This is a genomic window from Mesocryomonas lacus (assembly GCF_055730105.2).
Genome location: NZ_JBUZWF020000004.1, coordinates 597,590 through 618,502, shown reverse-complemented (window position 1 = coordinate 618,502; position 20,913 = coordinate 597,590). Strand labels below are relative to the sequence as shown.

The 20,913-nt window shown below is 63.5% G+C and carries 33 protein-coding genes; all 33 read left to right on the top strand.

Translation table 11 applies throughout. The annotated features are described in order from the left end of the window. Window positions 1-166: 166 nt before the first annotated feature. The 33 genes from rpsJ to crcB all read left to right on the top strand — a co-directional run bounded on the left by rpsJ (window position 167) and on the right by crcB (window position 20,896). Complete coding sequence (gene rpsJ / locus ACZLZQ_RS17230) at window positions 167-475, top strand: 30S ribosomal protein S10 (protein ID WP_007066362.1); 309 nt, start codon at window positions 167-169, stop codon at window positions 473-475. A gap of 25 nt (window positions 476-500) precedes the next feature. Further along, window positions 501-1,223 carry a 50S ribosomal protein L3 gene (rplC, locus tag ACZLZQ_RS17225; protein ID WP_472950393.1) on the top strand — a complete coding sequence of 241 codons (723 nt, stop codon included), beginning with the start codon at window positions 501-503 and terminating at the stop codon, window positions 1,221-1,223. Then, window positions 1,223-1,843 carry a 50S ribosomal protein L4 gene (gene rplD / locus ACZLZQ_RS17220; protein ID WP_472950392.1) on the top strand — a complete coding sequence of 207 codons (621 nt, stop codon included), beginning with the start codon at window positions 1,223-1,225 and terminating at the stop codon, window positions 1,841-1,843. The genes rplC and rplD overlap by 1 nt, the downstream gene beginning before the upstream one ends. After that, complete coding sequence (locus tag ACZLZQ_RS17215; RefSeq protein ID WP_472933198.1) at window positions 1,840-2,133, top strand: 50S ribosomal protein L23; 294 nt, start codon at window positions 1,840-1,842, stop codon at window positions 2,131-2,133. Before rplD ends, ACZLZQ_RS17215 begins: the two co-directional genes overlap by 4 nt. 22 nt (window positions 2,134-2,155) lie before the next feature. Then, a complete protein-coding gene (rplB, locus tag ACZLZQ_RS17210) occupies window positions 2,156-2,992 on the top strand; it encodes a 50S ribosomal protein L2 (RefSeq protein WP_472933199.1) in 837 nt (278 codons plus the stop codon). Window positions 2,993-3,007: 15 nt separating this feature from the next. Next, entirely contained in the window at window positions 3,008-3,286 is a 279-nt protein-coding gene (rpsS, locus tag ACZLZQ_RS17205) for a 30S ribosomal protein S19 (RefSeq protein ID WP_472933201.1), read from the top strand. A 2-nt stretch (window positions 3,287-3,288) separates the two neighbouring features. After that, entirely contained in the window at window positions 3,289-3,678 is a 390-nt protein-coding gene (rplV, locus tag ACZLZQ_RS17200; RefSeq protein ID WP_472933202.1) for a 50S ribosomal protein L22, read from the top strand. Then, window positions 3,678-4,385, top strand: coding sequence for a 30S ribosomal protein S3 (rpsC, locus tag ACZLZQ_RS17195; protein ID WP_472933203.1), 708 nt, complete (start codon window positions 3,678-3,680; stop codon window positions 4,383-4,385). Before rplV ends, rpsC begins: the two co-directional genes overlap by 1 nt. A gap of 25 nt (window positions 4,386-4,410) precedes the next feature. Continuing rightward, a complete protein-coding gene (gene rplP, locus ACZLZQ_RS17190) occupies window positions 4,411-4,824 on the top strand; it encodes a 50S ribosomal protein L16 (RefSeq protein WP_472933204.1) in 414 nt (137 codons plus the stop codon). Between the two features lie 11 nt (window positions 4,825-4,835). Continuing rightward, window positions 4,836-5,036 (top strand): 50S ribosomal protein L29, encoded by a 201-nt coding sequence (gene rpmC / locus ACZLZQ_RS17185; protein ID WP_472933206.1) that lies wholly within the window; start codon window positions 4,836-4,838, stop codon window positions 5,034-5,036. 11 nt (window positions 5,037-5,047) lie between these two features. Further along, complete coding sequence (gene rpsQ / locus ACZLZQ_RS17180) at window positions 5,048-5,293, top strand: 30S ribosomal protein S17 (RefSeq protein ID WP_472933208.1); 246 nt, start codon at window positions 5,048-5,050, stop codon at window positions 5,291-5,293. A 149-nt stretch (window positions 5,294-5,442) separates the two neighbouring features. Beyond that, window positions 5,443-5,811 carry a 50S ribosomal protein L14 gene (gene rplN / locus ACZLZQ_RS17175; RefSeq protein WP_472933210.1) on the top strand — a complete coding sequence of 123 codons (369 nt, stop codon included), beginning with the start codon at window positions 5,443-5,445 and terminating at the stop codon, window positions 5,809-5,811. 12 nt (window positions 5,812-5,823) lie between these two features. Continuing rightward, entirely contained in the window at window positions 5,824-6,147 is a 324-nt protein-coding gene (gene rplX, locus ACZLZQ_RS17170) for a 50S ribosomal protein L24 (protein ID WP_472933211.1), read from the top strand. Beyond that, on the top strand, window positions 6,140-6,697 hold the full coding sequence (gene rplE / locus ACZLZQ_RS17165) for a 50S ribosomal protein L5 (RefSeq protein ID WP_472933212.1): 558 nt from the start codon (window positions 6,140-6,142) through the stop codon (window positions 6,695-6,697). Before rplX ends, rplE begins: the two co-directional genes overlap by 8 nt. A 25-nt stretch (window positions 6,698-6,722) precedes the next feature. Next, entirely contained in the window at window positions 6,723-7,028 is a 306-nt protein-coding gene (gene rpsN / locus ACZLZQ_RS17160; RefSeq protein ID WP_472933214.1) for a 30S ribosomal protein S14, read from the top strand. A gap of 12 nt (window positions 7,029-7,040) precedes the next feature. Then, a complete protein-coding gene (gene rpsH / locus ACZLZQ_RS17155) occupies window positions 7,041-7,439 on the top strand; it encodes a 30S ribosomal protein S8 (protein WP_472933215.1) in 399 nt (132 codons plus the stop codon). Between the two features lie 41 nt (window positions 7,440-7,480). After that, window positions 7,481-8,014 carry a 50S ribosomal protein L6 gene (rplF, locus tag ACZLZQ_RS17150; RefSeq protein ID WP_472933217.1) on the top strand — a complete coding sequence of 178 codons (534 nt, stop codon included), beginning with the start codon at window positions 7,481-7,483 and terminating at the stop codon, window positions 8,012-8,014. A gap of 1 nt (window position 8,015) precedes the next feature. Next, complete coding sequence (gene rplR / locus ACZLZQ_RS17145; RefSeq protein WP_472933218.1) at window positions 8,016-8,378, top strand: 50S ribosomal protein L18; 363 nt, start codon at window positions 8,016-8,018, stop codon at window positions 8,376-8,378. Between the two features lie 169 nt (window positions 8,379-8,547). Further along, window positions 8,548-9,108 carry a 30S ribosomal protein S5 gene (gene rpsE, locus ACZLZQ_RS17140; protein WP_472933221.1) on the top strand — a complete coding sequence of 187 codons (561 nt, stop codon included), beginning with the start codon at window positions 8,548-8,550 and terminating at the stop codon, window positions 9,106-9,108. Window positions 9,109-9,159: 51 nt separating this feature from the next. Further along, window positions 9,160-9,363 (top strand): 50S ribosomal protein L30, encoded by a 204-nt coding sequence (gene rpmD, locus ACZLZQ_RS17135; RefSeq protein ID WP_472950391.1) that lies wholly within the window; start codon window positions 9,160-9,162, stop codon window positions 9,361-9,363. Window positions 9,364-9,382: 19 nt separating this feature from the next. Then, window positions 9,383-9,865: a 50S ribosomal protein L15 gene (gene rplO / locus ACZLZQ_RS17130; protein WP_472933224.1), complete on the top strand. Its 483-nt coding sequence runs from the start codon at window positions 9,383-9,385 to the stop codon at window positions 9,863-9,865. Between the two features lie 160 nt (window positions 9,866-10,025). Continuing rightward, window positions 10,026-11,369: a preprotein translocase subunit SecY gene (secY, locus tag ACZLZQ_RS17125; RefSeq protein ID WP_472950390.1), complete on the top strand. Its 1,344-nt coding sequence runs from the start codon at window positions 10,026-10,028 to the stop codon at window positions 11,367-11,369. Next, the gene (locus ACZLZQ_RS17120; protein ID WP_472933226.1) at window positions 11,366-12,010 is read left to right on the top strand and encodes an adenylate kinase; all 645 of its coding nucleotides are present in this window, start codon (window positions 11,366-11,368) and stop codon (window positions 12,008-12,010) included. The genes secY and ACZLZQ_RS17120 overlap by 4 nt, the downstream gene beginning before the upstream one ends. A 178-nt stretch (window positions 12,011-12,188) precedes the next feature. Beyond that, entirely contained in the window at window positions 12,189-12,557 is a 369-nt protein-coding gene (gene rpsM / locus ACZLZQ_RS17115) for a 30S ribosomal protein S13 (protein ID WP_472937539.1), read from the top strand. A gap of 91 nt (window positions 12,558-12,648) precedes the next feature. Next, the gene (rpsK, locus tag ACZLZQ_RS17110) at window positions 12,649-13,035 is read left to right on the top strand and encodes a 30S ribosomal protein S11 (RefSeq protein ID WP_472933228.1); all 387 of its coding nucleotides are present in this window, start codon (window positions 12,649-12,651) and stop codon (window positions 13,033-13,035) included. Between the two features lie 244 nt (window positions 13,036-13,279). Beyond that, window positions 13,280-14,299, top strand: coding sequence for a DNA-directed RNA polymerase subunit alpha (locus ACZLZQ_RS17105; RefSeq protein ID WP_472950389.1), 1,020 nt, complete (start codon window positions 13,280-13,282; stop codon window positions 14,297-14,299). A 169-nt stretch (window positions 14,300-14,468) separates the two neighbouring features. Continuing rightward, window positions 14,469-14,888 carry a 50S ribosomal protein L17 gene (gene rplQ, locus ACZLZQ_RS17100; RefSeq protein WP_472933231.1) on the top strand — a complete coding sequence of 140 codons (420 nt, stop codon included), beginning with the start codon at window positions 14,469-14,471 and terminating at the stop codon, window positions 14,886-14,888. Window positions 14,889-15,030: 142 nt separating this feature from the next. Beyond that, the gene (locus tag ACZLZQ_RS17095) at window positions 15,031-15,612 is read left to right on the top strand and encodes a YqaA family protein (protein ID WP_472950388.1); all 582 of its coding nucleotides are present in this window, start codon (window positions 15,031-15,033) and stop codon (window positions 15,610-15,612) included. Window positions 15,613-15,634: 22 nt separating this feature from the next. Beyond that, a complete protein-coding gene (locus ACZLZQ_RS17090) occupies window positions 15,635-16,654 on the top strand; it encodes an NAD-dependent epimerase/dehydratase family protein (RefSeq protein ID WP_472950387.1) in 1,020 nt (339 codons plus the stop codon). Window positions 16,655-16,935: 281 nt separating this feature from the next. Beyond that, entirely contained in the window at window positions 16,936-17,067 is a 132-nt protein-coding gene (locus tag ACZLZQ_RS17085; RefSeq protein ID WP_472933237.1) for a hypothetical protein, read from the top strand. Between the two features lie 118 nt (window positions 17,068-17,185). Then, window positions 17,186-18,694 (top strand): DegQ family serine endoprotease, encoded by a 1,509-nt coding sequence (locus tag ACZLZQ_RS17080; protein WP_472950386.1) that lies wholly within the window; start codon window positions 17,186-17,188, stop codon window positions 18,692-18,694. 21 nt (window positions 18,695-18,715) lie between these two features. Beyond that, a complete protein-coding gene (locus tag ACZLZQ_RS17075; RefSeq protein ID WP_472950385.1) occupies window positions 18,716-20,062 on the top strand; it encodes a replication-associated recombination protein A in 1,347 nt (448 codons plus the stop codon). Window positions 20,063-20,515: 453 nt separating this feature from the next. After that, the gene (gene crcB, locus ACZLZQ_RS17070) at window positions 20,516-20,896 is read left to right on the top strand and encodes a fluoride efflux transporter CrcB (protein WP_472933241.1); all 381 of its coding nucleotides are present in this window, start codon (window positions 20,516-20,518) and stop codon (window positions 20,894-20,896) included. Window positions 20,897-20,913 lie beyond the last annotated feature (17 nt).

Below are 20,913 nucleotides of genomic sequence, written 5' to 3'. Positions count from 1 at the left end.
AAATCTGAGTGGGGTCTGCCCGTTCCCAGTGGGAACGGGCAGGTCCTGGCCCGCAAGGGCGGTTGGCGCGCCGGAAGCCGGCGTTCCGTTTGAAGCGGCTGAAGACTGACAAGCGCTCGGATGATTGCCGGCGACCCGGCAGATCTCCGACGAGAGGACCAATTCCATGAACGGCCAGAATATCCGCATTCGCCTCAAGGCGTTCGATCATCGGGTTCTCGACGCTTCGACGCGCGAGATCGTGTCGACCGCGAAGCGTACCGGTGCGAACGTGCGCGGACCCATTCCGCTGCCGACGCGAATTGAAAAGTTTACGGTGAACCGCTCGCCCCACATCGACAAGAAGTCGCGTGAGCAGTTCGAAATGCGCACCCACAAGCGGCTCCTCGACATCGTCGACCCGACGCCTCAGACGGTCGATGCGCTCATGAAGCTCGACCTCGCCGCCGGCGTCGATGTCGAGATCAAGCTCTGATAAGAGCACGGGAAGGATAACGCCCATGCGTTCAGGTGTGATTGCACAGAAGCTCGGCATGACCCGCGTCTACAACGACGCCGGAGAGCATGTACCGGTTACCGTTCTCCGCGTGGAGAACCTCCAGGTTATCGCCCAGCGGACCGAGGACAAGCACGGCTACACCGCCGTGCAGCTCGGCGCCGGGGTTGCCAAGGCCTCGAGAACTTCAAAGTCCATGCGCGGCGTGTTCGCGCAGGTCTCGGTCGAGCCGAAGAAGAAGCTCGCTGAGTTTCGTGTCTCGGCCGACAACATGGTTGAACTCGGTGCCGAGATCACGGCCGAGCACTTCGTCCCCGGCCAGAAGGTCGACGTGACGGGTACCTCGGTTGGTAAGGGCTTCCAGGGTGTCATGAAACGCCACAACTTCGGTGGTGGCCGCGCGACCCATGGTAACTCCGTTTCGCACCGGTCGCACGGTTCGACCGGCCAGCGCCAGGACCCCGGCAAGGTGTTCAAGGGCAAGAAGATGGCCGGCCACATGGGTGATACCCGCGTGACCACGCAGAACCTCGAAGTCGTCCGTACGGACGCCGACAAGGGCCTGATCCTGATCCGCGGCGCGGTTCCGGGTTCCAAGGGCGGCTGGATCTACATCCGCGACGCGATGAAGATCGCGCTGCCGGAGAATGCTCCGAAGCCGGCTGGTCTTCGCGCAGTTGCAAACAGCGGCTCTGAAGTCGCGGCAGCGTCCGAGGGAGCTGAATAATGGACATCACGGTCAAATCCCTCGACGGCAAGGACGCGGGAACGCTGTCGCTCGCCGAGGCCATCTACGGCCTTGAGCCGCGCGAGGACATCCTGCAGCGCATGGTTCGCTGGCAGCTGGCCAAGCGTCAGCAGGGCAGCCACGCGACCCTCGGCCGCGCTGAGATCGCCCGCACCGGCGCCAAGCTCTACAAGCAGAAGGGCACCGGTCGTGCCCGTCACGGCTCGGCGCGTGCGCCGCAGTTCCGCGGCGGTGGCAAGGCCCACGGCCCGCAGCAGCGCAGCCACGCCCATGAGCTGCCGAAGAAGGTTCGCCAGCTCGCGCTGCGCCACGCCCTCTCGGCCAAGTTCAAGACCGATTCGATCATCGTCATCGACGACCTGACCGCGACGGACGCCAAGACCAAGCAGATGGTCTCGACCATCGCCGGTCTCGGCCTCACCAACGCGCTGTTCATCGGCGGCGCCGAGCTGAACGAGAACTTCTCTCGCTCGGCCCGCAACATCCCTAACATCGACGTGCTGCCGATCCAGGGCATCAACGTCTACGACATCCTTCGCCGGCACACCCTGGTCCTGTCCAAGGCGGCTGTCGAAGCCCTGGAGGAGCGGTTCAAATGAGCGACCTTCGCCACTACGACGTGATCACCAGCCCGGTGATCACCGAGAAGTCGACCATGGTGTCCGAGTACAACCAGGTCGTCTTCAACGTACCGAACACGGCGACGAAGCCGCAGATCAAGGCCGCCGTTGAGTATCTTTTCGGCGTCACGGTCACCGCGGTGAACACGCTGAACCGCAAGGGCAAGACGAAGCGCTTCCGTGGTCGCGCCGGTCGCCAGAGCGATCAGAAGAAGGCCATCGTGACGCTCGCCGAAGGCCAGTCGATCGACGTGTCGACCGGACTCTGAAGCCGAGCTTGGGATTTAAGTCATGGCATTGAAAAATTACAATCCGGTGACGCCGAGCACACGCCAGCTCGTGCTTGTCGACCGTTCGGGCCTCTGGAAGGGCAAGCCGGTCAAGCAGTTGACCGAGGGTCTTTCCAAGAAGGGCGGCCGTAACAACACCGGCCGCATCACCGTCCGCTTTCAGGGCGGCGGTCACAAGCGGACCTACCGCCTGATCGACTTCAAGCGTCGCAAGTTCGACGCTGTCGGTACGGTCGAGCGGCTGGAATACGATCCGAACCGCACCGCTTTCATCGCGCTGATTCGCTACGAGGACGGCGAGCTCGCCTACATCCTGGCGCCGCAGCGTCTGGCAGCCGGCGACAAGGTCGTCTCCGGCCTGTCCGGCATCGACGTCAAGCCGGGCAATGCGATGCCGCTTTCGGCCATGCCGGTCGGCACCATCATCCACAATGTGGAGATGAAGCCGGAGAAGGGTGGCCAGATCGCCCGCTCCGCCGGCACCTACGCCCAGCTGGTCGGCCGCGATGCCGGCATGGCGATCCTGCGGCTCAACTCGGGCGAACAGCGCCTGGTGTCGGGCTCGTGCTTCGCCACGGTCGGTGCGGTCTCGAATGCCGATCACGGCAACATCAATCTTGGCAAGGCCGGTCGTAACCGCTGGCTCGGCAAGCGCCCGCACGTTCGCGGTGTCGCGATGAACCCGGTCGACCATCCGCACGGCGGCGGCGAAGGCCGCACCTCCGGCGGCCGTCACCCGGTTTCGCCGTGGGGTCAGCCGACGAAGGGCAAGCGGACGCGTCAGAACAAGTCGACCGACAAGTTCATCATGCGCTCGCGCCACCAGCGCAAGAAGTAAGAAGGGGATTTCTTCATGACACGTTCCGTCTGGAAGGGTCCGTTCGTCGATGGCTACCTTCTCAAGAAAGCCGAGAAGGTCCGCGAGGGTGGCCGCAACGAAGTGATCAAGATCTGGAGCCGTCGTTCCACGATCCTGCCGCAGTTCGTCGGTCTCACCTTCGGCGTCTACAACGGCAACAAGCATATTCCGGTCAATGTCAACGAGGACATGATCGGCCATAAGTTTGGTGAGTTTTCTCCGACCCGCACCTATTACGGGCACGGCGCCGACAAGAAGTCGAAGAGGAAGTAACGATGGGCAAGCCGAAGCTGGAACGCCAGCTGAAGGATAACGAGGCGCGCGCTGTCGCCCGCACGATCCGCGTCAGCCCGCAGAAGCTTAACCTCGTCGCTGCGATGATCCGCGGCAAGAAGGTGTCGTCGGCTCTCGCCGACCTGACCTTCTCGCGCAAGCGGATCTCGGAGACGGTGCTGAAGACGCTGCAGAGCGCGATCGCCAACGCCGAGAACAACCACGACCTCGATGTCGACGCACTCGTCGTCTCCGAGGCCTATGTCGGCAAGTCGATCACCATGAAGCGTTTCCACGCTCGTGGCCGTGGTCGCGCCAGCCGTGTCGAGAAGCCGTTTTCGCATCTGACGATCGTCGTGCGCGAAGTCGCGGAAACCGAGGAGGCCGCCTGATGGGTCAGAAAATCAATCCGACCGGTTTCCGGCTCGGCATCAATCAGACCTGGGACAGCCGTTGGTACGCCAACACCGGCGAGTACGGCATCCTGCTCCACGAGGACCTTGCGATCCGCAAGTACCTCCTCGAGGAGCTGAAGCAGGCGGCGGTCTCCAAGATCGTCATCGAGCGCCCGCACAAGAAGTGCCGCATCACGATCCACTCGGCGCGTCCGGGCATCGTCATCGGCAAGAAGGGTGCGGACATCGAGAAGCTTCGCAAGAAGCTCGGCACGATGACCAAGGCCGAGACGCACATCAACATCGTTGAAGTGCGTAAGCCCGAGACCGACGCGACCCTGGTCGCGCAGTCGATCACGCAGCAGCTCGAGCGCCGCGTGGCGTTCCGCCGGGCGATGAAGCGGGCGGTTCAGTCGGCCATGCGTCTCGGCGCTGAAGGTATCCGCATCAACTGCGGCGGCCGTCTGGGCGGCGCGGAAATCGCGCGCATGGAATGGTACCGCGAGGGCCGGGTTCCGTTGCACACGCTGCGTGCCGATATCGATTACGGCACGGCCGAAGCCCACACCGCCTATGGCGTCTGTGGCGTGAAGGTCTGGATCTTCAAGGGCGAGATCCTCGAGCATGATCCGATGGCTTCCGAACGCCGGGCCGTCGAGGGTGATCAGTCGGGTGGTGGCAATCGTCGCCGCGAACACGCCTGATCGGAAGGGTTTCGGAGTAGAATAGATGCTGCAGCCAAAGCGCACGAAGTACCGGAAGGCGTTCAAGGGACGCATTCACGGCACCGCCAAGGGTGGGACGAACCTTGATTACGGCACGTTCGGCCTGAAGGCTGTCGAGCCCGAGCGGGTTACCGCCCGCCAGATCGAAGCGGCCCGCCGCGCGATCACCCGTCAGATGAAGCGCCAGGGCCGCGTCTGGATCCGGATCTTCCCGGATGTGCCGGTCACCGCCAAGCCTACCGAAGTCCGCATGGGCAAGGGCAAGGGCTCCGTCGAATATTGGGCCGCCCGGGTGCATCCTGGCCGTATCATTTTCGAGATCGATGGAGTATCGGAGGAGCTTGCTCGCGAGGCCATGCGTCTCGGTGCTGCCAAGCTGCCGATCAGAACGCGCTTCGTCCAGCGCATCGCCGAATAAGGAGAGGTTAAGTGAAAGCCTCCGACATCACCACCAAGACCCCCGATGAGCTGACGGATGCTCTCGGCAAGCTGAAGAAAGAGCAGTTCAACCTGCGCTTCCAGGCGGCCACCGGGCAGGTCGAGAACACCGCCCGCGTACGCCAGGTGCGTCGCGATATCGCGCGCATCAAGACCATCGCCCGCCAGAAGGCGGTCGAGGCAAAGGCCTGAGGTAGAACACTATGCCCAAACGCGTTTTGCAGGGGACAGTGGTCTCCGACAAGAATGAGAAGACCGTGGTCGTCCTCGTCGAGCGTCGCTTCACGCACCCGCTGTTCAAGAAGACGGTGCGGCGCTCGAAGAAGTACAAGGCCCACGACGAGAACAACCAGTGCAAGGTCGGCGACGTCGTCTCCATCGAGGAGACCCGGCCGATCTCGAAGGACAAGACCTGGATCGTGCTGCACGACGCAGCTGCGGCCAGCTGATGAACAGATCCGGGTTAAGCGGTAGTTTCCGCCGACCCGGACACCGGGCGTCCCGCTCTCGCGAGATGCTCCTGTTTTAGAATTGAACACGGTTCGATCTTCCGGCAGTGCCGGGCGGCCGCGTTCTCAGAGTTTGAAGGCGGCCTGACATGATTCAGATGCAAACAAACCTCGACGTGGCCGACAACTCGGGCGCTCGTCGTGTCATGTGCATCAAAGTGCTTGGCGGCTCGAAGCGGAAGTATGCCTCGGTCGGCGACATCATCGTCGTTTCGATCAAGGAAGCGATCCCGCGCGGCCGTGTCAAGAAGGGCGACGTGATGAAAGCCGTGGTGGTGCGTACCGCCAAGGATATCCGTCGTGCCGACGGCTCGGTGATCCGGTTCGACCGGAATGCCGCCGTTCTGATCGATAACAAGAAAGAGCCGGTCGGCACGCGTATCTTCGGACCGGTCCCCCGCGAGCTTCGTGGCAAGAACCACATGAAGATCATCTCGCTGGCGCCTGAAGTGCTGTAAGGAACCGGACCCATGCAAAAGATCAAAAAGGGCGACAAGGTCGTCGTGCTGGCCGGCAAGGACAAGGGCCGTGCCGGTGAAGTGCTGAAAGTCATGCCGAAGGACGATCGCGCCGTCGTGCGCGGGATCAACATGGTCAAGCGCCATACCCGCCAGTCCGCGAGCCAGGAAGCCGGCATCATTTCCAAGGAAGCCTCGATCCATCTGTCGAACCTGTCGGTCGCCGATCCCAAGGACGGCAAGCCGACCCGCGTCGGCTTCAAGGTCGTCGGCGAGGGTGAGAACGCCAAGAAGGTCCGCATCGCTAAGCGGTCGGGAGAACAGATCGATGTCTGAGACCCAGTACATTCCCCGCATGAAGCAGGTTTACCGCTCGGAGATCCGCAAGGCGCTCCAGGAGCAGTTTTCCTACGCCAACGAGATGATGATCCCGCGTCTGGACAAGATCGTGATCAACATGGGCGTCGGTGAGGCGACAGCCGATTCGAAAAAGCCCGCCGTGGCGGCTGAGGACCTGGCGATGATCGCCGGTCAGAAGCCGGTCATCACCAAGGCCCGCACCTCGATCGCCGGTTTCAAGGTTCGCGAAGGCATGCCGATTGGCGCCAAGGTGACCTTGCGCCAGGACAAGATGTACGAGTTTCTCGACCGTCTGATCCAGATCGCGCTTCCCCGGGTCCGCGACTTCCGCGGCCTGAACCCGAAGAGCTTCGACGGCCGCGGCAATTTTGCCATGGGCGTCAAGGAACACATCGTCTTCCCCGAGATCAACTACGACAAGGTCGATCAGATGTGGGGCATGGACATCATCGTTTGCACGACGGCGAAAACCGACGACGAAGCCCGCGCGCTGCTTAAGGCGTTCAACTTCCCGTTCCGCCAGTAACGGCATACGAGCAAAGGACAAAGATATGGCCAAGAAAAGCTCGATCGAGAAGAACAAGCATCGCCAGGAACTGGTGAAGAAGTTCGCCGCCAAGCGTGCCGCCCTTAAGGTCGTCACCAAGGATCAGAGCGCCACGATGGAAGCGCGTTTCCGCGCCCAGCTGGAACTCGCCGAACTGCCGCGCAACGGCTCGAAGGTACGCATCCGCAACCGTTGCGAAGTGACGGGCCGCCCGCGCGCCTATTACCGCAAGCTGAAAATGTCGCGTATCGCGCTCCGGGACCTCGGCAATAACGGCCAGATCCCCGGTATCGTGAAGTCGAGCTGGTAAGGAGTAGTCATCATGTCTTTGTCAGATCCCCTCGGCGATATGCTGACCCGCATCCGCAATGCTATCATGCGGAACAAGTCCTCCTGCTCCACCCCGGCTTCCAAGCTGCGTGGCCGCGTGCTCGACGTCCTGAAGGACGAGGGTTACATCCGCGGCTACACCGAGACCGCTTTCGAGAACGGCAAGTCCGAGTTCGAGATCGAGCTGAAGTACTACGAGGGCGCTCCGGTCATCCGCGAGATCGCCCGCGTGTCGAAGCCTGGCCGCCGCGTCTACGTTTCGGCGAAGACGATCCCGCACATCGCCAACGGCCTCGGCATCTCCGTGCTGTCGACGCCGAAGGGTGTCATGGCCGATCACAATGCTCGCGAGCAGAATGTCGGCGGCGAGATCCTCTGCCGCGTCGTCTGACGCTGCAGGAACTCAACGCGTAGAAACGGACAGGTTCTAAGATGTCTCGTATTGGTAAGAAGCCCATTTCCATCCCTGAGGGCGTCACCGCGTCGGTCGACGGCCAGACGGTGACTGCTAAGGGCACGAAGGGCGAACTCGTTTTCGTCGTGAACGACGAGGTCCTGGTCAAGATGGAGAACGGCGCGATTGCCGTCGAGCCCCGTGACCAGACCAAGACTGCGCGCTCGAAGTGGGGCATGTCCCGCACGATGATCGGGAACATCCTGGTCGGCGTGAAGGGCGGCTTCGAAAAGAAGCTCGAGATCAACGGCGTTGGTTACCGCGCCTCGCTGCAGGGCAAGAACCTGCAGCTGGCACTTGGCTTTAGCCACGATGTGCTCTATCCGGTGCCGGAAGGCATCCAGATCACCGTGCCGAAGCCGACCGAGATCGTGATCAACGGTATCGACAAGCAGCGCGTCGGCCAGGTTGCCGCGGAAATCCGCGAATACCGCGGTCCCGAGCCCTACAAGGGCAAGGGCGTGAAGTACGCTGGCGAAAAGATCGTCCGCAAGGAAGGCAAGAAGAAGTAGGATGGCTACTCAGAAAGAATCCCTCCGGCTTCGCGCAGCGCGCGTCCGCCGCTCGCTGAAGAAGGTCGCCAACGGACGTCCGCGTCTGTCGGTGCACCGTTCTTCCAAGAACATCTACGCTCAGGTCATCGACGATGTCGCCGGTCGCACGCTTGCTTCCGCCTCGACGCTCGACGCCGACCTGCGCAAGGCGCTGAAGACCGGCGCCGATACCGATGCAGCCGCGGCTGTTGGCAAGCTCGTCGCCGAGCGCGCCAAGGAAGCCGGCGTCACCGACGTCGTCTTCGACCGTGGCTCCTTCATCTACCATGGCCGCATCAAGGCCTTGGCGGAGTCGGCTCGCGAAGGCGGGCTGAACTTCTAGCATCGGTCGGCGAGGGCGACTGTCGTCCTCCTGCGTGGAGGGCGACAGTCGCTCTTCGCATGTCGGGCACATTGTGCCCGCAGCATGACCGCATGCTGTTTCGAGCAGGCCAGGTTCAAAGAACCGGCCGATACCCTGGACGCCTCCGGAAAAGAATAAGGATAGGATCATGGCGCCAAGAGACGATCGTAACAATCGCAACGATCGCAACGAGCGGGACGACGGTTTCGTCGACAAGCTCGTCCACATCAACCGCGTCGCCAAGGTGGTGAAGGGCGGACGTCGTTTCGGCTTCGCCGCGCTCGTCGTTGTCGGCGACCTCAAGGGCCGCGTTGGCTTCGGCCACGGCAAGGCCCGCGAAGTGCCTGAGGCGATTCGCAAGGCGACTGAGGCTGCCAAGCGTGACCTGATCTTCGTGCCGCTGCGCGATGGCCGCACGCTGCACCACGACATCGCTGGCCGCCATGGCGCCGGCAAGGTCTACCTCCGCTCGGCAGAAGCGGGTACCGGCATCATCGCCGGTGGTCCGATGCGCGCCGTGTTCGAGGCCGTCGGCATGCATGACGTCGTCGCCAAGTCGCTCGGCTCGTCGAACCCCTACAACATGGTGCGCGCGACGTTCGATGCGCTCAAGGGTTCGATGCATCCGAAGGATGTCGCGTCTCGTCGGGGTATCAAGTACTCCACGCTGCAGGCCCGTCGCCGCGATCTCGTTGGCGCTGAAGATTGATGACAGGGCAGGTCGCTGAGCGGCCTGCGCCTTGAACGAAGGAGCCTATCGATGGCCGATACGAATTCCACGGGCAAGACTGTCACGGTCGAACAGATCGGCAGCCCGACCCGCCGCCCGGTCGAACAGCGCCAGACGCTGGTCGGTCTTGGCCTCAACAAGATGCACCGTCGCCGCACGCTCGAGGACACCGCCTCGGTTCGTGGCATGATTGCCAAGGTCAGCCATCTCGTCCGCGTTGTGGACGAGGTCTGATCCCGAGGAGCACATTTCGATGAAACTGAACGAGATTTCCGATGTGGCCGGCGCCACCCATCAGCGCAAGCGCGTTGGTCGTGGTATCGGCTCCGGCTCGGGCAAGACCGGCGGTCGCGGCGTCAAGGGACAGAAGTCCCGGTCGGGCGTTGCCATTAACGGCTTCGAGGGTGGCCAGATGCCGCTCTATCGCCGCCTGCCCAAGCGCGGCTTTGTGAACATCTTCTCGAAGAAGTTCACCGTTGTCTCGGTTGGCCGCATCCAGGCCGCCATCGACGCGGGCAAGCTCGACGCTTCAAAGACGATCGACATGGCGGCGCTGAAGATTGCCGGCATCGTCAACCGCACCCAGGACGGCGTGCGGATCCTCGGTGGCGGCGAGCTGACCTCCAAGGTCGCGATCTCGGTCGCCGGCGCTTCCAAGGGAGCCGTCGAGAAGATCGAAAAGGCTGGCGGTTCCATCGACCTGCCGGTCGTGGCAGCGGCGGAAGCCGAAGCCTGATCCAGTTCTAAGGCGGAAGGTTATCCTTCCGCCTTTCAGCTTTTTGCGGAGGGCTCTGCCTTTCGCTTGATTGCGATGCCCCTGCCGCTTATCTCGTGGTCCCTCGGGGGAGGGGGCAGTCCTTCCGTACCCCCAGAGGCGATCCGGAGATATCCACAAGATGGCATCGGCTGCGGAACAACTTGCCGCCAATCTAAACTTCTCGGCCTTTTCCAAGGCCGGTGACCTCAAGAAACGCATCTGGTTCACGCTGGGTGCTTTGCTCGTGTACCGACTCGGGACCTACATCCCGCTGCCCGGGATCAATCCCGAAGCGTTGGCCCAGGCTTTCAAGCAGCAGTCGACCGGTATTCTCGGGCTTTTCAACATGTTCGCCGGCGGCGCCGTCGGCCGCATGGCGATTTTCGCCCTCGGCATCATGCCCTACATCTCCGCCTCCATCATCATCCAGCTGATGACCTCGGTCGTCCCGGCGCTGGAGACGTTGAAGAAGGAAGGCGAGCAGGGCCGCAAGGTCATCAACCAGTACACCCGCTACGGCACGGTGCTGCTGGCGCTGGTCCAGGCTTACGGCATCGCCGCCGGCCTCGAATCATCTTCCAACATCGTCACCGATCCCGGCACCTTCTTCCGGATCTCGACCGTTCTGACGCTGACCGGCGGCACGATGTTCCTGATGTGGCTGGGCGAGCAGATCACGGCCCGCGGCATCGGCAATGGTATCTCGCTGATCATCTTCGCCGGCATCGTTGCGAATCTCCCCAGCGCCATCGCAAACCTCCTCGAACTCGGCCGCACCGGCGCCCTGTCGACGGGCATCATCTTGCTCGTCATCATCGTCGCCATCGCCTGCATCGCCGGCATCGTGTTCTTCGAGCGCGCCCAGCGCCGTCTTCTGATCCAGTATCCGAAGCGCCAGGTTGGCAACCGCATGTTCCAGGGCGACACCTCGCACCTGCCGCTGAAGCTTAACACCGCCGGCGTCATCCCGCCGATCTTCGCCTCTTCGCTTCTGCTGCTGCCGGTGACCGTGGCGAACTTCGCCAACACCAGCGAGCTGCCGGGCTGGGCCACAGGGATCATCGCTTCGCTCGGCCACGGCCAGCCGCTCTACATGCTGCTCTATGCCGCCATGATCGGCTTCTTTGCCTTCTTCTATACGGCCGTCGTCTTCAATCCGAAGGAGACCGCCGACAATCTGAAGAAGCACGGCGGCTTCATGCCGGGCATCCGTCCGGGCGACCGGACCGCCGACTACATCGACTACGTCCTCACCCGCATCACGGTGATCGGCGCTATCTACCTCATCGTCATCTGTCTATTGCCCGAATTCCTCATATCGGCCGCGGGCGTGCCGTTCTATCTCGGTGGTACGTCTCTGCTGATCGTGGTCAGCGTGACGATGGATACGGTCGCACAGGTGCAAGGTCACCTGCTGGCGCATCAGTACGAAGGTCTCGTCAAGAAGGCGAAGCTTCGTGGGGGGAAACGAGGAGCAAGATGAGGCTGATACTGCTTGGGCCCCCAGGGGCAGGGAAGGGCACGCAAGCCCATCGGCTGATCGAGAAATACGGCATTCCGCAGCTGTCCACCGGGGACATGCTGCGGGCGGCGGTGGCAGCGGAGACGGAAGTCGGGCTGAAGGCGAAAGCCGCGATGGCCTCGGGTGGTCTCGTCTCCGACGAGATCGTCAACGCCATCATCGCCGAGCGGGTCGAACAGCCCGACTGCGCGAACGGCTTCATTCTGGACGGTTACCCGCGCACATTGCAGCAGGCTGATTCGACCCAGGACATGCTGAAGCAGAAGGGCATGGAGCTCGACCACGTGATCGAGATGCGCGTGGATGACGAGATCCTCGTCCACCGGGTGTCCGGCCGCTTCACCTGCGGCAATTGCGGTGCCGTCTACCACGACACCGACAAGAAGCCGAAAGTCGAGGGCGTCTGCGACACCTGCGGTCATTCGAACTTCAAACGTCGTGCCGACGACAATGCCGATACCATGCGGGTTCGGCTGCGCGCCTACTACCGGGAGACTTCACCCCTGGTCGGCTACTACCACTGCAAGGGCATTCTCAGTTTCGTCGACGGTATGAAGCCGATCGACGAGGTCTCGGAAGACATTGCTGCCATCATTACCTGAAAGCCGACTCGGTTGACTTGAGATAGCTTTCTCCGTTATATCCCGCGCCTATTCGCGATAGATTTTGCGATCGGTACGGGCTTCCCTTGGGAGCACGGTGCCGGTCGCATTCGCTTACCGGCTTCTGTTCCTTGACTGACAAGGGCGTTGGAGCCCCCCATACAAGGAGAATACGGACTTGGCCCGTATCGCTGGCGTTAACATTCCGACCAACAAGCGCGTGATCATCGCGCTTCAGTACATCCACGGCATCGGCCCGACCTTCGCGAAGGAAATCGTCGAGAAGGTCGGTCTTGGTCCCGAGCGTCGGGTCAACGACCTGACCGACGGCGAAGTCCTGCAGATCCGCGAGATGATCGACCGGGACTACCAGGTTGAGGGCGATCTTCGCCGCGAGACCTCGATGAACATCAAGCGTCTGATGGACCTCGGCTGCTACCGCGGCCTGCGTCATCGTCGTGGCCTTCCGGTCCGCGGTCAGCGGACCCACACCAATGCCCGCACCCGCAAGGGGCCTGCCAAGGCCATCGCCGGCAAGAAGAAGTAATCAACCCGACCAGACACGGCGCGCCACAGGGCGCGTCGTTGGTGGAGCCGCTGGCATTACGGCGGTGTAGAGATCTCAGGAAAGTACCGATATGGCCAAGGAACAGCGCATTCGCCGCCGCGAACGCAAGAACATCTCGTCGGGCGTCGCCCACGTGCAGTCGACCTTCAACAACACGCTGATCACCATCACCGACGCGCAGGGCAACACGATCGCCTGGTCGTCCGCTGGCGCGCAGGGCTTCAAGGGTTCGCGTAAGTCGACCCCGTTCGCTGCCCAGATCGCTGCCGAGGATGCCGCCAAGAAGGCGCAGGAGCATGGCATGCGGACGTTGGAAGTCGAGGTCGCGGGTCCGGGTTCGGGTCGCGAGTCGGCATTGCGCGCGCTCCAGGCTGCTGGCTTCACCATCACCTCGATCCGTGATGTCACGCCGATCCCGCACAACGGCGTTCGCCCGCGCAAGCGTCGGCGCGTTTAAGGCCTCTTCGGTTCGTCGTGCTCTGCCGTCCCTCTCAGGAGGGGCGGCTTTGTCGCGACGGGGCGCGCCGCTTCCTCCCAGAAGGACGCCGTGCGACAGACCGCTTCATATCCAGAGGATCCGGTGTTCGGTTGGCGTCAACCGATTTCCGGATCTTCTCGGCCCTCCGGAGAGGGCGCCGCTCTCTTCGATCAGATCTATCGCCACGATTGGATGGTGGCGAGGTAACTGAAAGGCGAATGCCATGATTTCCAGCAACTGGCAGAATCTCACCAAGCCCAACCAGGTCGTCTTCAAGAGCGGCGGCAGCCGCACGAAGGCGTCCCTGACCGCGGAGCCCCTGGAGCGCGGCTTCGGCCTGACGCTCGGCAATGCCCTGCGCCGCGTGCTTCTCTCCTCGCTCCAGGGTGCGGCCGTCACCGCGATCCAGATCGACGGCGTCCTGCACGAGTTCTCGTCGATCCCGGGCGTGCGCGAAGACGTCACCGACATCGTCCTCAACGTCAAGGAAATCGCCATCGGCATGCAGGGCGAAGGCCCGAAGCGGATGGTCCTGCGTAAGTCCGGTCCTGGCATCGTCCGTGCCGGCGACATCCATACGGTTGGCGACATCGAGATCCTGAACCCCGACCACGAGCTCTGCACCCTCGACGAGGGCGCCGAGATCCGCATCGAGTTCACGGTCAACACCGGTAAGGGCTACGTCCCGGCTGACCAGAACCGCGCCGAAGACGCGCCGATCGGCCTTATCCCGGTCGACTCGCTGTTCTCGCCGGTGAAGAAGGTTTCCTACAAGGTCGAGGCGACCCGCGAGGGCCAGGACCTCAACAAGGACAAGCTCACCATGCAGATCGAGACCGATGGCTCGATCACCGGTGAGGACTCGGTCGCCTATGCCGCGCGCATCCTGCAGGACCAGCTGTCGATCTTCGTGAACTTCGAGGAGCCGCAGCGCGAGACCCGCGGTGCCGAGGAGCACATCGCAGAGCTCGCCTTCAACCCGGCCCTCCTTAAGAAGGTGGACGAGCTCGAGCTGTCGGTCCGTTCGGCCAACTGCCTGAAGAACGACAACATCGTCTACATCGGCGACCTCATCCAGAAGACCGAGGCGGAAATGCTCCGCACCCCGAACTTCGGCCGCAAGTCGCTGAACGAGATCAAGGAAGTGCTGGCCTCGATGGGCCTGCACCTCGGCATGGAAGTCAGCGCCTGGCCGCCGGAGAACATCGACGATCTGGCCAAGCGCTACGAAGACCAGTACTAGGACCTTCTTTCCCGCCGTCTAAGGACGGCGGGATTGCATGCCCCGCCTTGGGAGGCGGGTTCTGACAGACTGCCCAATCATTCAAAGGCACATGCACATCGCCCCAGGGCGTGGATGCGAGGATGCCGTCCCCCGGTGAATATGCCGGCCCTTTCGAAGGAATACACCCATGCGTCACGGAAGCCGCGGCCGTAAACTCAATCGTACCGCCGAACACCGCAAGGCGATGTTCGCCAACATGGTGGCCTCGCTGATCCTGCACGAGCAGATCGTCACCACTCTGCCGAAGGCGAAGGATCTTCGCCCGATCATGGAAAAGATGATCACCCTCGGCAAGCGCGGCGATCTCCATGCCCGTCGCCAGGCGATCTCCAAGGTTCGCGACGAGACCTGCATCAAGAAGCTCTTCGACACCCTCGCGCCGCGTTACGCCGAGCGCCAGGGCGGCTATTGCCGCGTCCTGAAGGCCGGCTTCCGCCGCGGCGACAACGCCCCGATGGCCGTCATCGAGTTCGTCGACCGCAACCCGGAAGCCCGCGGCCAGATTGACCGCGACCGCGTCGAGGCCGAAGCGGCTGCCGAGGCGTAATCGCCTTACTTTCCAGACCATGACGGAGGGCCCTTTGCGGGGCCCTTTTTCGTTTCAGCGCCGGTCGCCGTTGCAACGCGGATCTTCTCAACCCTTAAGGGCCTCCATTCCCCGACATGACGCGCCGACGCAGAGACACAGCATGATTCGTAAGATGTACGACTGGGCCATGCGGATGGCCAATCACCGCCACGCGCTGTCGGTGCTGTTCGGGGTCAGCTTTGCCGAGAGCTCGTTCTTCCCGATCCCGCCCGACGCCATGCTGGTGCCGATGGTCTTGGCCAATCCACGCCGTGCTTGGCTCTTCGCGTTCATCTGCACGCTTGGCAGCGTCATCGGCGGGCTTCTCGGCTATGCGCTCGGCTCGGTGTTCTACAAGACGATTGGTCACCGCATCATCGAGTTCTACCATCTGCAGACACAGGCTGACCATTTCCGTACGCTCTATGCCGACTACGGGGCGGAGATCATTCTCCTGAAGGGACTGACGCCGATCCCGTTCAAGCTGGTGACCATCGCGTCGGGTCTGGCGGCCTATCCGCTGCTGCCCTTCGTCATCCTCAGCACGATCACCCGTGGCGCGCGTTTCTTCCTGATCGCGGGCTTGCTGCGCTGGAAGGGCGAGGCGGCGCGCCTGTTCATCGAAAAGCACCTGGAACGAATCACGCTGGCGTTTCTCGCCATCATCGTCCTGGGCTTTGCGGCCTTCGTCTATTTCGCCTGATCCAAAAATGACGGACATTCGCATGACCGCAGACCGCGTCCTCCTGACGGGGGCATCTGGCTTCGTTGCCCAGCACATCCTCCTCAGGTTGCTGGCGGAAGGGTATTTCGTTCGCGCCACCGTGCGGACCGCGGCGAAGGCCGAGCGGCTTCGGCAGATGCTGGCCGAGCAGGGGGCAGACGCATCGCGCCTCGAATTTGCCGAACTTGACCTCCTCGCCGAAGCTGGCTGGGGGGCAGCGATGGCCGGCTGTCGTTTCGTCTTGCATACCGCCTCGCCGTTTCCGGCGCGCCTTCCGCGCGACCGTTTTGCGCTGGTACCCGCGGCACGCGACGGCACGCTGCGGGTGGTCGACGCAGCCATCCGGGCGGGCGTCGAGAGGCTGGTCCTCACCTCGTCGGTCGCCGCCATCTACTATGGTCATCCGGACCAGGCAGGGCGGCGCTTCACCGAGGCGGACGTTACCGACACCGAATCGCCGCTCACCTCGGCCTATGCGCTGTCGAAGACGCTGGCGGAGCAAGCGGCCTGGTCGCGCATTGGCGGGACGGCACTGGAACTCGCGGTCATCAACCCGTCCGTCGTCCTCGGTCCCTTCCTGGCGCCGGAGGTCACGACTTCGACCTCGCTGATCCGGATGATGCTGCGCGGACGCCTGCCGCTGGTGCCGAACGTGTCCCTTGGCCTCGTCGACGCCCGCGATGTCGCCGAGGCGCACGTCCGAGCGATGACCGTCGATGAGGCGGCGGGGAGGCGGTTCATCGTCTCCGGCGGTTCACGGTCGTTGTGGGAGATCGGCGAGGCCCTGGCTCGGGTTTTCCCCAGCTATCGCTGGAGGCTGCCACGCGGCGTCCTGCCGGATGGCCTCGTGCGTGCGGCCGCTGTCGTCATGCCCCCGGCGCGGCAGATCGTACCGGAACTCGGGGCCGCCAAAGTGCTGGTGACAGAGGCTGCGGAGCGCATTCTGGGCCTGTCCTTCCGCAACCCGGAGGAGGCGATCGCGGCAACGGCTCGGTCTCTCGTTGAGCAGAAGCTCGCCTGATCGGATCGGGGTAAGCGGACAGGCGAAACTGTGCCTTCGGTGTCACGCATCCCGTCGTTTGCAGACTGTTGCAGGGCTGGTACAGCCGTCGCTGCGGCGTTGTGCGATATCCCCGCTCGACCCGGACGCATCTAAATTTTGAAAAGTCTGCAACCAAAGATAGGGCATGGCATTTTCATGTCGACAATCGGACAGAAGGCCACGAAATGTGGCCGGTTTACGCGGATTAAATGATTCAAATGCAAGATGCTGCCACTGAACTCAAAACGAGCGAACTGTCCATGCGCCGCACTCTTCTGACCCTACTCGGCGCCATCGGCGCGTTCGGCGTGCTGACCGCAAGCTATGCGACCGCCGACCTTCCGAACCCTGCTTCGGCGGCAACGATCTCGCAGACCGCATCGGCACGCTAGTCTATTTGCTGCCATCTGTTGGCATGCCTGTGAAAGGGGTCGCTTCGCGGCCCCTTTTTCGTTGCAATGACATGGCGTATCGGGGCCTGAAGGCGATGTCGGTGTCCGACGTCGGATAATGAGAGCTGAACCCGTGAAAAAGCTTCTTCTGATCAGTGCCGCTTCCTTGGTGATTGCCGTTCCCGTCGCGACCGCCGCTTCGAGCGATGGCTGGCTGGGCGGGCTGTTATCCGGGCGCACGGAGGTTGCCGAAAATACCGCGCCTCCGGCGACGCCCGTCCCGGTCAAGCCGCTGACATCGGCGACCGCCGTCCCGTCCAGCCCGTCCGAAATCAAGCTGTCCTTTGCGCCCTTGGTGAAGGCCGGCGCGCCCGCGGTGGTCAACGTCTACGCCGCGCGGGAAGTCACGCCGCAGCGCTCGCCCTTCGCCAATGATCCCTTCTTCGAGCAGTTCTTCGGCCGCCAGCTGCCGCAGCAGCGCCCGCGCGTCCAGTCCTCGCTCGGCTCCGGCGTCATCGTCGACGCCTCCGGCATCATCGTCACCAACAACCACGTCGTTGCCGATGCCGACGAGGTGAAGGTCGCGCTGAGCGATGGGCGCGAATACCAGTCGAAGATCCTGATGCGGGACGAGCGGGCCGATCTCGCCGTCCTGAAGATCGACGACGACAAACCGTTCCCGGCGATGCCGATCGCCGATTCGGATGCGCTCGACATCGGCGACCTCGTGCTCGCGATCGGCAATCCCTTCGGCATCGGGCAGACCGTGACCAACGGCATCGTTTCGGCGCTGGCCCGTACCCATATCGGCGTCAAGGATTTCGGCTACTTCATCCAGACGGATGCGGCGATCAATCCCGGCAATTCCGGCGGCGCGCTGATGGACATGCGCGGCCAGCTGGTGGGCGTCAACACCGCGATCTTCTCGCGTTCGGGCGGCTCCAACGGCATCGGCTTCGCCATTCCCTCGAACATGGTGCGCGTCTTCGTCGAGGCCGCCAAGAAGGGCGGGCGGTTCGAGCGTCCGTTCATCGGCGCGAGCTTTACGCCAGTCACCCCGGATGTCGCCGAGGCGCTGGGTCTGGAACTGCCGTCGGGCGCCCTGGTGCAGGACGTCGTCGACAGTGGCCCTGCCGGTGCGGCGGGACTGAAGGCCGGCGACGTCGTCCTGGCTATGGACGGCTTCCCGATCGGCGATCCCGATGCGCTCGGCTACCGCCTGGCGACGTCGGGCATCGGCAGGAGCGTGAAGCTCGACGTCCTCTCCGCCGGCAAGCGGGAGGAACTTGCGATGGCGCTTGAGGTCGCGCCGGAAGTGCCGGCCCGCGATGTGAAGATCCTCGAAGGCGAGACGCCGTTCTCGGGCGCGACCGTCGCCAACCTGTCGCCGCGCGTCGCCGACGAGCTAGACTTGGCACCCACGTTGAAGGGCGTGGTCGTGACCGAGGTAGCCGAACGCTCCTTTGCCGCCCGTTTCGGCTTGCAGCCGAAGGATGTGATACTGACGCTGAACGGCAAGGACGTCACCTCGACCAAGATGCTCGAAGGGATGGCGCAGAACACGCGCCGCGGCTGGAAGTACGAGATCGAACGTGACGGCAAGACATTGCGGCAAGTCGTCCGCTAACACAGGGTTGGGGCAGGCGGCATGAGCGATCTCTTCGGGGCGGTGAAGCAGCCGGACGGGCAGGCGGCACGCCCCGATCGACCGGGCATGCCGGAGCCCGCCCGACCGCTCGCCGACCGGCTCCGCCCGAAGACGCTGGACGAGGTCGTCGGCCAGGAACACCTGACCGGTCCGACCGGCGTCATGACCCGGATGCTATCGACCGGCACGCTCGGCTCGATGATCTTTTGGGGGCCGCCGGGCACCGGCAAAACAACCGTCGCGCGGCTGCTGGCCGGGCAGGTGGACTTCGCCTTCGAGCAGATTTCGGCGATCTTCTCAGGGGTCGCCGACCTCAAGAAGGTGTTCGAGGCTGCGCGCCTGCGCCGCTCCAACGGGCGCCAGACCCTGCTCTTCGTCGACGAGATCCACCGCTTCAACCGCGCCCAGCAGGACAGTTTCCTGCCGGTGATGGAGGACGGCACCGTCGTCCTCGTCGGCGCGACGACGGAGAACCCGTCCTTCGAGCTCAACGCCGCGCTCCTGTCGCGGGCCCGCGTCCTCACCTTCCACCCGCACGATGCGACGAGCCTCGCCCAGCTCGTCGCCCGCGCCGAGGCGATCGAGGACCGCGCGCTGCCGCTCGATGCGGCGGCGCGGGAAGTCCTGCTGCGCCTCGCCGATGGCGACGGCCGCGCCATCCTGACGCTTGCCGAGGAGGTCTGGCGTGCGGCCCGGCCGGGCGAGGTGTTCGATGCCACCGAGCTCCAGACCATCGTCCAGCGCCGCGCGCCGGTCTACGACAAGGGCCAGGACGGCCACTACAACCTGATCTCGGCGCTGCACAAATCCGTCCGCGGCTCGGATCCGGATGCGGCGCTCTACTACCTCTGCCGCATGCTCGACGCCGGCGAGGACCCGCTTTATCTCGGCCGCCGACTGGTGCGCATGGCCTCGGAGGACATCGGCCTCGCCGATCCGCAGGCGCTGGTCATCGCCAGCGCCGCCAAGGACGCCTACGACTATCTCGGCTCGCCCGAGGGCGAGCTCGCACTAGCGCAGGCGACCGTCTATCTCGCCACCGCCCCAAAATCCAACGCCGTCTACACCGCCTACAAGGCCGCCATGCGCGCCGCCAAGGAGAACGGCTCGCTGCTGCCGCCCAAGCACATCCTCAACGCCCCGACCAAGCTGATGAAGGGCGAGGGCTACGGGACCGGCTACCGCTACGACCACGACCAACCCGACGCCTTCTCCGGCCAGGACTACTTCCCCACCGAACTCGGCCGCCAAAGCTTCTACCGCCCGGTCGAGCGCGGCCTAGAAGCGACGCTGAAGAAGCGCATGGACCATTGGGCACGGCTCCGGGCGGAGCGGGGCGAGGCGTAGGGTTGGGGCGAGATTAGGTGCGGGCGGAGCAGAAGCAGGTATCGATGCGGAGTAGGTGCTGGGATGGTCCCTGCTAAGCCAAACGAGGCGCAAACCTTCAAGCTTCGTCATCCCGGACTTGATCCGGGATCCATTCCAAGCCGTTGAACGAACTCTGTCCGGTGGACATTCCCGTTCTGAATTGGACCATCTGATCCGAACGCAGAGGAATGGATCCCGGGTCAAGCCCGGGATGACGAAGCTGAAGGGTCGGCCACACCCCGGATACCTACGGACTATCGTTCAAAGCGATGAAAGCTGGGAGGTCCGCTGCAATCCCGCTCCCAGGGGAACACGGGATGACGAAGCTGAGAGGTCGGCCGCCATCCTAATACCCGACTGCCCCCTCCCGCGTTCGACAGCCCCGCGATCAGGCGCTAAACCTCGTCGGCCCATAACCCCGAGAACCATTCCATGCTGCGCCAAATCATCCTCGTCGCCGTCGGTGGTGCCGTCGGCTCCGTCGCCCGCCACCTCGTCGGCGTGGCCAGCCTGCGCCTCTTCGGTCCGGGCTTTCCCTACGGCACACTGATCGTCAACCTCGTCGGTGCCTTCGTCATGGGCGTCTTCATCGAGATCCTCGCGCGCCGCTTCGGCGGATCGACCGATCTGCGTCTGCTGATCGCCACCGGCGTGCTCGGCGGCTTCACCACTTTCTCGTCCTTCGCCCTCGATACGGCGGTGCTCTGGGAGCGCGGTGAGCTGGTTTCGAGTTTCGTCTATGTCGCCGTGACGCTCATTCTCGGCCTTGCGGCGCTGTTTCTCGGTCTCGGTCTCGCGCGAAACTTCGCCTGATGCTATCTGCAGGGCTA